This is a genomic window from Soehngenia saccharolytica DSM 12858, from assembly GCF_059568515.1.
Window position 1 is genome coordinate 1 of sequence record NZ_JCANTN010000047.1, and the last position, 9,167, is coordinate 9,167.

Genomic DNA, 9,167 nt, shown 5'->3' on the forward strand with positions numbered 1-9,167 from the left:
CGCAGTTTATCCAAAAGCAGAGATTCAAAAATGCATAATTCATCAGATTAGAAATTCTACAAGATATGTAAATTACAAGGATATACGTGAATTAATGAAAGACTTAAAGACAGTGTATAAAGCAAACACTGAAGAAACAGCATTAATACAACTAGGGTACTTTGAAGATAAATGGGGCAAAAAATATCCTAGTTGTATAGCAAGTTGGCGGAATAACTGGGCTGAATTATCAACATTTTTTAAATATCCACCAGAAATTAGAAAGCTGATGTATACAACAAATACCATAGAAAATTTTAATAGCAACTAAGAAAAGTAACAAAGGATAAGACAATATTTCCTACAGATTTTTCTTTAGAAAAGAGCCTTTATTTAGCAATGGTAAATGCCACATCTAAGTGGACATCAAGGATGAGGGGTTGGGATCAAATACTAGCTCAATTAAATATATTCTTTGAAGATATCTTAAATAAATAGCCTAAAAAAGAAATAAGATGTGGATTTGATGGATAATTGCTATGCAATTAACCACAAGCTCCACATCTACTGCTACTACTAATTTAGTATATTTCATTAAAAAGCTAAAGAACTTGACAGCTTAGCTTTGCTATGTAAAAATATACTAAACGTAATAAATAAATTTTTGATTTTTACGAAATCTAATCAACTTAATTTTAATCTAAAAATAGTTTTAAATTTAGTCAAATTCCTTAATCTGGAATGATGAAACACAAACTATTTCACACTACCCAGGAAAAAAACATGACATAGCGCTGGATAAGCTTAGTGTCAAGGAATATGAAGACCCTTTTAAGGGGTTAGTAAGTAATACTAATGTTCTTTTAGGCGCTGGCCGGTAACAGAGGCTTATAGCCTCAGAGCAAACCACCCGTTAGACGGGTGGTCATTGCAATTATCATAGAATATTTATATAAATGATTTGATATTGCAATTTAGGATATTTTTATATACAATTATGTCAGCGTAATACTATTATACGCAAATATGATTAAGGAGGGAAAAATCAATGGTTAAATTAATTGAAAAATCAACTATTAACGGGGACAAGTGTCCTCAAAGAAGTAGAATTAATTAAAAAATAAGATAGGTTGACCCATAAGTTCATGTAATGCTAATATTTGCAGAGGCGATTATAAAGTGTTTTTCCAATTAAGGGTTAAGATTACTTTTTATAAGACTCGTGTGCTTAGGTATCGCCATACTTATTAAACAAAAACTGGCTTTTGAGTCACCTATCTTATTTTAAAAAATTTTAGATGTTCTATTTTGCAAATTCTATTGTACAGTATTTTTATTATAAATAAAATTTTTGCAAAATAATAAATAATAATTTAAGTTAAAGTATAACTCTTTTTAAATAATTTTATATTATTTTAAGCAACTTAATAATATGTCAAATAAAATGAAAATAATATTAAAAAATGCTAAAAATTTGCATAGTAAAACACTTTATGTAAAATAGATTATTATAAAGAAATAAATTATATAAAGAAATAAATTATTCGATTTGACCGTTTCGCTGGAATGGAGTTTATTTTCTGAGAAAAAACTCAAAAAATAAACTAATAAATTTACTTATATTTTGTGCAAGTGGTCTTTTGTGTTTATGAGTATTTGTTTTATCGTATTTAGCTTGATGAAATTTTTAAGAAATTGAATCATGATGGATAACGCTACTTGCAGTTTAAAATAAATATATTACATATTTATTCCAGTTTATTCTAGCATTATCAGATGAAAAAGGCATTGACTAGTTCCCAAAATGCTTTTTTAATAGCTTAATCAACAACTTTTATTTCTTTTTAAAAAGTCTTAATGACATTAAAAGAATAAACAATTGAAACATTGATATGATCATATAATCCTTTAATTAGGCAAAAAGAATCTCAAGAAACATTTTTAAAAGAATATTTGTTTATAATAGAAGAATTATTCAAGGCAATTCTTGCCATTTTCAACTAAAAAAGAAGATAAGTATTCTAAAATATGAATAAACAATATTATCAAGAGTTAAAAATTTATATAAAGCAACATTAGAGTATATTAAGCCTAATGGTGTTAGTATATAAGTGTGGGCACGAAAAGTTTAACACGTTAAAATAGGTTGTGAGAAAGGTATGTTAAATAATGTCCAAAACAGTATCCGGTATACGTATGATTTTAAGAAACAAATTATTGATCTGTACAACTCTAGCCAGCTTATCTTAGAACGGAGCCGTGAGATGGTTTAGTAATGGTAACTATTTATAAGTGGATTAAACAGCATTTTGCAGTAAAAAAATAGCTAAAAATAAGGAAATTACATCCAAGGAATTTCAAGCGATGCAAAAATGTATTGTTGAACTTAAAATGTAGAATGAAATATTTAAAAAAGCTACTGCCATATTCGTAAGAAAATGATAAATGAAATCATTGTATTTATCGAAAATACAAGTCAAAATATACTGTCAAACTTATATGCAAGGCTCTAAATTTCCCTAGAAGTACCTATTACAAGGCCTTAGTTCATGTATCTTCAAAATGTCGAAAAGAGGCCAACAAATTTTAAGGAGAGATAAGAAACAATGGATGGATGGACATATCTTGCCTTTGTCTAGTAGAAAGATCATAGGTTACGCTTATGGAACTTCTATGACTGCAGGTTTAACTATAAAAGCAGTGGAAAATGCATGTTTAAATGTTGTTAGCACGGAAGGGATTATTCTACATAGCGATTTAGGTTCACAGTACACTGGCAATGAGTTTGAAAGTTTTCTTGCTTCAAATGGTATAAGTACATTCTTTTAATAGGAAAGGAAACCCATATGATAATGCTTGCATTGAATCTTTTCATTTGTATTAAAAAGGGAAGAAATTAATCATCATAAATACTATGATTTCAATGTTGCTCTTAAGGCATTATTTGAATATAAAAATCCTGGTATAACAGAAAAAGGATTCATAGTTCTATTGATTATATGACCCCACAAGCAGTATATGAAGCTGCTAGTGTAGTGTCGTTAAAGTTAAACTTTTGTCTATAAGTTTTTGATACGAGTCCAACAAGTATATAGGATATAATTTGAGATATAACAATGACCAACCTTCTTTAGAATTTGTTGTGTGTCAATTCAAATTATAACAGCAGATAGTTGTAAAATGTAATTTCAAAGTTATCAACAGATAACAAATTTTAAAAAAATAAAATAACAAGATATACACGAAAAAGAGCATCACAAAATAAAGGCATAATTTAAACCTTTTGAAAAAGCTATAAATTTTTAAAATTAAGCAATCAATGATTTGATAGCTAGTGGTGTTTCTGAATTATTAGTTCTATACATTAGGAAAAAAGCAATTAATTGTGATATACAAGCAAGCAGGATATCTGATTTTAAAGATGTAGTATTTCTAACCTTTGAAGATAATAATTGCATAAAATTCTTAATTTAAGAAATTGAACGTTCAATGATTGCTCTTAGCTTATATAAGAGTTACCATTTTAAACTATCCCTAGGCATAGATGTGTTAAATCTAAAGTCATGATTAGCAGTGATTTGCTTTATTCTACCACATTTAGATGGAGTACATGGTTTATCACATTCTAATATATATTAAGTTTTTCCTTTGATTCTAGTTTTCTTAGCCTTAGGACAGATATATTTAATTCTGTCTGAACGTCCTTTTTCACGGGTAATACCATCGTAAACCATAGGTAATGAAGAATCATAGGGATAAAGTGATACACCTACTTCATTAAATCCAGGTTGAGGCAAAGACTGTTCATTACGAGGATTAAGTCTAATAATTGGCATGATATTCTTCTGGTGAAGATAAGCATAGTTATCAACTACATCAAAACCAGAGTCACCTAGAAAGTAATTATATGTGAAATTAGGATGAAATTGAAAATATGTCTCCAGAGTAGGAATTAATGATTTAGAATCATAAGAATGCTTAGTTTCCTGAGGATATTAATCTAATTCCAGGTTATTAATAGAATCGAAGAAATTAACGTTTCTAATTACATCTAGACCATTGGTAGTAAAGATGCACTTTTGAAAATAGCCAAAATGCCCATTTAGATAAGCAAGCTTCACATCATTATTTGAGGATGCTGTTTTAGGCATTTGACTTTGGACATATTTTTCTGGATCAAAGGTAGAATCGAGATTATCCTTAGCAAGAATCTTAGTTTAAGTCTTGGATCTATGAAGGATAGACTGATAAAATTTAGTATCATTCTCAGCAACATAAGCTTCAAATTCAGTAGTATCAGAAACTAGGATAGAAGATAGAAAAGGATTGATTTTCTTAGATATATCTTCAGTTTTGTCAACCAGATTATGAAAAAGGTCATTAAAATCATCTAGATATTCTGACTTAAACCTAGAAAATTGCGATTTATGAGGCACTCTTAAGAAACCACAAAACTTACGAATATTAGGAGATATAGATAAAAAAGTAATTAAAAGATCAATAGAAGGAATCGATAAAATATTTTTAAGTATAAAAGCATTTAACATAGATTCAAGTGAAAAATCTCTTTTAGAACCTAATTTAGAATAATAATTTTGATAAAAAGAAAAAGGGATAAAATCACTTATATTAATAAATTCATCAAGTAAAGTTAGTAAAGTTTCTTGATTTTGATTATAGAACTTATCAAAGTCTTTGGAAACATCACAAAAGTTTAATTGTCTAGCTGAAACTGGCATAGGATTCTCCTTTCATCATTTGTTTTGAGTTATACACATCTTGTCAATGATTATATACCCAAAACGGAGGAATCCAAGCCATTTTTATAAATAAAAGGCAGTGTTTATGCGGGTTTCAGGATTGTGCAACTAGTTATTATAACAGAAAAAGGGGGTCATTGTTTTTTATTCTATAAAAACTCTGAAACCCTTGATAATATAAAGGTTTTAATAAAAAAATAGGAGTGCCTTATTGACACTACCCGATTTAAAGAGGAGATAAATATATGAAAACTTCAATATTTAAATATTATAATGGTTCAAAATCAATTCTTATAAAAAATCTGAAAAACTTTTGTATTATAGAAGTTGATAAAAATTTTTTGAATTTAGATAAGCAAGAAACTATTATTACAAATGAAAATTTAAAAAAGTTGAATTCTTTAGATTTTTTTGAGACAATTAATCAAAATGAAGAAATTTTAGATTTTGTTATAGTTACTAATACTGATTGTAATCTTAAGTGTTCTTATTGTTATGAGTCTGGAATTAAAAAATATGAAAAAATAAATATTAATGATGAACAAATATTTAATTTTATTCAATATAATATATCTAAATATCCATCGAAAAATGTTTCTGTGGAGTTTACTGGCGGAGAACCAATAAATAATTTTGAATATATATATAAATTAGTTAATTTACTTAAAATTAACTTTCCTGATAGAAAATTTAAATATTCTATTATAACAAATGGGACTTTAATTGAAAAAGAACATTTAAATTTCTTTGATTTAAATAACTTTAGTATGCAACTTTCTCTTGACGGGTCAAAAAAATTCCACAATAATGAAAGAAAAGGCAAAGATTTTTTTAATACATATGATTTAATCTTAAATAATATAAAATTAATTTTAAGGGAATTTAGTTCAATTAATTTATCGGTGAGAATTAATGTTAGTAATAAAAATTCAGATTCAATTATCAATTTGATTGAGGAATTAAATAATGCTATAATTCCGGTTTATAGAAGTAAATTTTTCTTATACTTTGATTTTGTAGATGTTCCTCAAAAGGATGTAAATTACATTGTTGAAAATGAAAAATATGATTTGTTAATGAAATTGTATTTTAGTTTATATAAAAGTGGTTTTGAGTTAAGTGGAGAATATGTAATTGGTGGAAATTGTATGATTAAAAATAATAATTCTGTTACAATTTTACCTAATGGAGATTTAATAAAATGTTATTCTCTTGTTGATAACGAAAACTATGTAGAAAATAAACTATCTGAAAATTGTAAAATAGATATAGCAGATATAAACCCATTAGTTACTATATGTAATAATTATGGTTGTAGTATGTATTATTTATGTAAAGGTGGTTGCCCTTATAAAGAATATGTAAAAATCGGTAGTTTAAATAAATATTGTAATCCTAAGCTAATAGAAATGGTAAATAAAATATTGTTTGTTTTTAAATTAAATAACTATGGTTTATTGAGTAAAAATATAGATTCTATTGATGATTTGATTGAGGAGTATAATAATGTTCAAATTCATAAGATTTGTTTCTAAAAAGACACTAAATACATACATATTTATTAAAGCTGTATTGAAAGTTTACTATTTAATTGCTCCATTGATTACAATGAAGTTTATTGACAGTGTTATGCAAAAGGATCTTGAAAAACTAAAGTTTTTTGCTTTGTTAAACATATCTATTTTTTTAGTGGGGCAATATTTAGATTATTTATTAGATGTTTTTATGGGAAAAGCTTATAGTGAAAGCTACATCAATATTTTTAAAGAAATAAATTGTAATCTTGAGAATTACAATTTAATAACTGAAAAATTAGATGAAGAAAAAATCAATCAAGAAATAGGACAAAATTTTGAACTGATCAAGCCTTTTATCTTTGAATATCCAATAAATATAGTATTTTCTGTAATTACCATAATTTTGATTTTTTTAATTTCATTCCAATTGTCTCCTTTAATTGCAGTGTTGATGATAATAGTAGTTCCAGTGTCTGCTTACATATCGTATAAATATGGACGAATCATTTCAAATTATGCATCAGATCATCTAGAAGATATGGAAGAGGTTAAAGGGTACATGGTTGATCAATATAAGCTTACAAAAGAAGAGCGGTTCTTAAATGTTAAGCAACTGACACCTTTGGATAAATTTTTCAATAGATTTTCAAATAATTTATTAAAAAAAACGAAGGCGGAAGCCTTTATAAATAATATATTGATTTATGGGATGCTAAACGCTGCAATATTGGCAACAGGAATCTTATCTGGTTGGCTTGTATTCATTGATAAAATAACTATTGGAGTGTTTACTGCTTTTCAAATTTACATTTCTCAGTTTTGGACTCCCATCGAATTTCTATTTGAAGCTAGAAGTAATTATTTATCCGTAAAACCTGCCATAAATAATTTTCAAGAGTTTTTAAATCTATCTAAAATTGAACTATTCGACGAAAAAATTAACAATATAAAATTATTTAATTACGTTGGCTTGGATGAAAATGGAGTTGAACTTCATAATCCATTAACATTAAATTTGGAGCGCAATACTTTAAATGTGATAATGGGCGATAATGGTGTAGGGAAAACTACATTAATAGAAGGAATACTAAATATAACGGATAGATATGAAGGTAAAATTTTAATAAACGATAAATCACCTGAAAAATTATCAAATGATATAGTATACATACCTGGCAATTCTTATATAAGTAAATATGGAATACTCAAAAATAGATATAATGGATCTTTGGGACAGAAAAAATTAGCACAAATAGAGTTAGCACTAAAAACAGACAAATCGGTTTATATTTTTGATGAACCTACAAATTATTTAGATGTTAACAACAAAATCATAGTTTTAAATAAAATCAAGGATTTATTATCAATGAATAAAATTGTCATTATTGTCACTCACGATGAATTAATAACTAAAAATGATAATATTAATTTAATAAAAATAGGTGCAAAGAGATAGATTTCAATCATGAAGCTGTATATATTAAAATTATTGAAATAGTATTTGATGGTATTGAGTAGGTGTTAATATGATAATATTAGAAAATTTATCAATAGTATTAAATAACAAAAATAGAGAAATTCTCTCTAATTTAATTTCTCAATAAATTCTAATAAAAAGGTTGCATTAATTGGTGAAGAAGGAAATGGAAAATCGACGCTTTTAAAAACTATTTCAAATCCGATTCTATTTGACTATAATTTATATTTTGAACTTTTAAGTTTATTACAATTACCTTTGGAGATTATAGAAGGAAATAGCAGTGTTCATAATTTTTCTGGTGGAGAAAAAATAAAGTATGCTCTTTTATTAGAACTAATGAAAAATCCTACAATTCTCATACTTGATGAACCAACGAATGATCTTGATATTGAATCGGTTAAGACTATAGAAAACTTCATTCAAACAACTATGTTACCTGTTTACCATAGAACAAAGCCATTTTATACTATTGCAGATATTGGATATAAAGAATATGTAACTAAGTGTGAGAATTTGATTGATAGACAATTTAAACTTGCAAATAGTGATAAAGCTGAATTTGATAAGAAAATGAGAAAGTATCAAAAGGTATATGAAATGGTTCAACATGATTTACGTTCAGTATCTCGTGGTGATCCAAGCACTGCTAAAAATTTAAAAGATAAAATGCATACAGTTAAATCAATGGGAAAACGGTATGAAAAAGAAAAAAATCATCTTAGACAAAAGCCAACATACGAAGAAGTTATTGATTTTACATTTAATAATGTAAAAATACCAAATAAGCGTGAAGTACTTAAACTTGAATTACCAATTTTAAAAGTTGAAAATCGTATTTTGAGTAAAAATATAGAGCTTTATACTCGTGGCCCAGAGAAAATTTGTATAGTTGGGAAGAATGGAGCTGGAAAGAGTACACTTTTGAATATAATTATGAATGAGCTTGAAAAAAGTAAAATTAGGTATGGCTATATGCCTCAAGATTATCTTAAGGATTTTGATATAAAATTAACACCAGTAGAATTTTTATGTTATGAATTTACGAAAAGCGAACTAACACTTGCTAGAATATTTTTAGGAAGTTTGAAATTTACTTCAGATGAGATAACTATTGATTGTCAAGTAAAATTGACAATCAATAACATCTGAATATATAGCCTTAACACCAATTTTATTGCTAATTAAAACGGTTATTTTAGCCTTAGGTAATGCACTAGCCTTTTTACCATTTTTCAAGAGCTGATAATACTTTCCCCCATAAGAAAAAGCAGAATCCTCAATAATCATACGCTTTTCTTTAATACAAAGTATATGATCAAGATTAATACTTTCATCCAAAGCTCTAAAAGCAGAAGTATTATCTTCAGGAGAAACGCTAAATTTTCTATTGTACTTAACCATAAATTCAGATAAAAAAGAATTAGCTTGCTC

Annotated in this window: 6 protein-coding genes and 3 pseudogenes; 6 read left to right on the top strand and 3 right to left on the bottom strand. The window is 26.7% G+C overall.

Translation table 11 applies throughout. The features are described from left to right. Together BO51_RS09610 and BO51_RS09615 are read left to right on the top strand one after the other, a co-directional pair. Window positions 1–477, top strand: a pseudogene (locus tag BO51_RS09610) (IS256 family transposase); the annotation flags it as partial. A 2,112-nt stretch (window positions 478–2,589) separates the two neighbouring features. Then, window positions 2,590–2,808, top strand: coding sequence for a DDE-type integrase/transposase/recombinase (locus BO51_RS09615; RefSeq protein ID WP_209315276.1), 219 nt, complete (start codon window positions 2,590–2,592; stop codon window positions 2,806–2,808). Between the two features lie 806 nt (window positions 2,809–3,614). Here BO51_RS09615 and BO51_RS09620 read toward each other — a convergent pair. Continuing rightward, entirely contained in the window at window positions 3,615–3,815 is a 201-nt protein-coding gene (locus BO51_RS09620) for a hypothetical protein (RefSeq protein WP_209315275.1), read from the bottom strand. A gap of 381 nt (window positions 3,816–4,196) precedes the next feature. Beyond that, the gene (locus BO51_RS09625; protein ID WP_209315274.1) at window positions 4,197–4,718 is read right to left on the bottom strand and encodes a transposase; all 522 of its coding nucleotides are present in this window, start codon (window positions 4,716–4,718) and stop codon (window positions 4,197–4,199) included. A 266-nt stretch (window positions 4,719–4,984) separates the two neighbouring features. Between BO51_RS09625 and BO51_RS09630 the strand changes: the two genes are divergently transcribed. The 4 genes and pseudogenes from BO51_RS09630 to BO51_RS09645 all read left to right on the top strand — a co-directional run bounded on the left by BO51_RS09630 (window position 4,985) and on the right by BO51_RS09645 (window position 8,885). After that, the gene (locus tag BO51_RS09630; RefSeq protein WP_135270939.1) at window positions 4,985–6,274 is read left to right on the top strand and encodes a radical SAM protein; all 1,290 of its coding nucleotides are present in this window, start codon (window positions 4,985–4,987) and stop codon (window positions 6,272–6,274) included. Beyond that, on the top strand, window positions 6,246–7,712 hold the full coding sequence (locus tag BO51_RS09635) for an ATP-binding cassette domain-containing protein (RefSeq protein WP_496486175.1): 1,467 nt from the start codon (window positions 6,246–6,248) through the stop codon (window positions 7,710–7,712). Before BO51_RS09630 ends, BO51_RS09635 begins: the two co-directional genes overlap by 29 nt. Before the next feature lie 144 nt (window positions 7,713–7,856). Further along, a pseudogene (locus tag BO51_RS09640) lies at window positions 7,857–7,922 on the top strand (hypothetical protein); the annotation flags it as partial. 69 nt (window positions 7,923–7,991) lie between these two features. Further along, a complete protein-coding gene (locus BO51_RS09645; RefSeq protein ID WP_135270937.1) occupies window positions 7,992–8,885 on the top strand; it encodes an ATP-binding cassette domain-containing protein in 894 nt (297 codons plus the stop codon). Here the strand turns inward: BO51_RS09645 and BO51_RS09650 are convergent. Beyond that, window positions 8,832–9,167: pseudogene (locus tag BO51_RS09650) on the bottom strand (hypothetical protein); the annotation flags it as partial. The gene BO51_RS09645 and the pseudogene BO51_RS09650 overlap by 54 nt on opposite strands.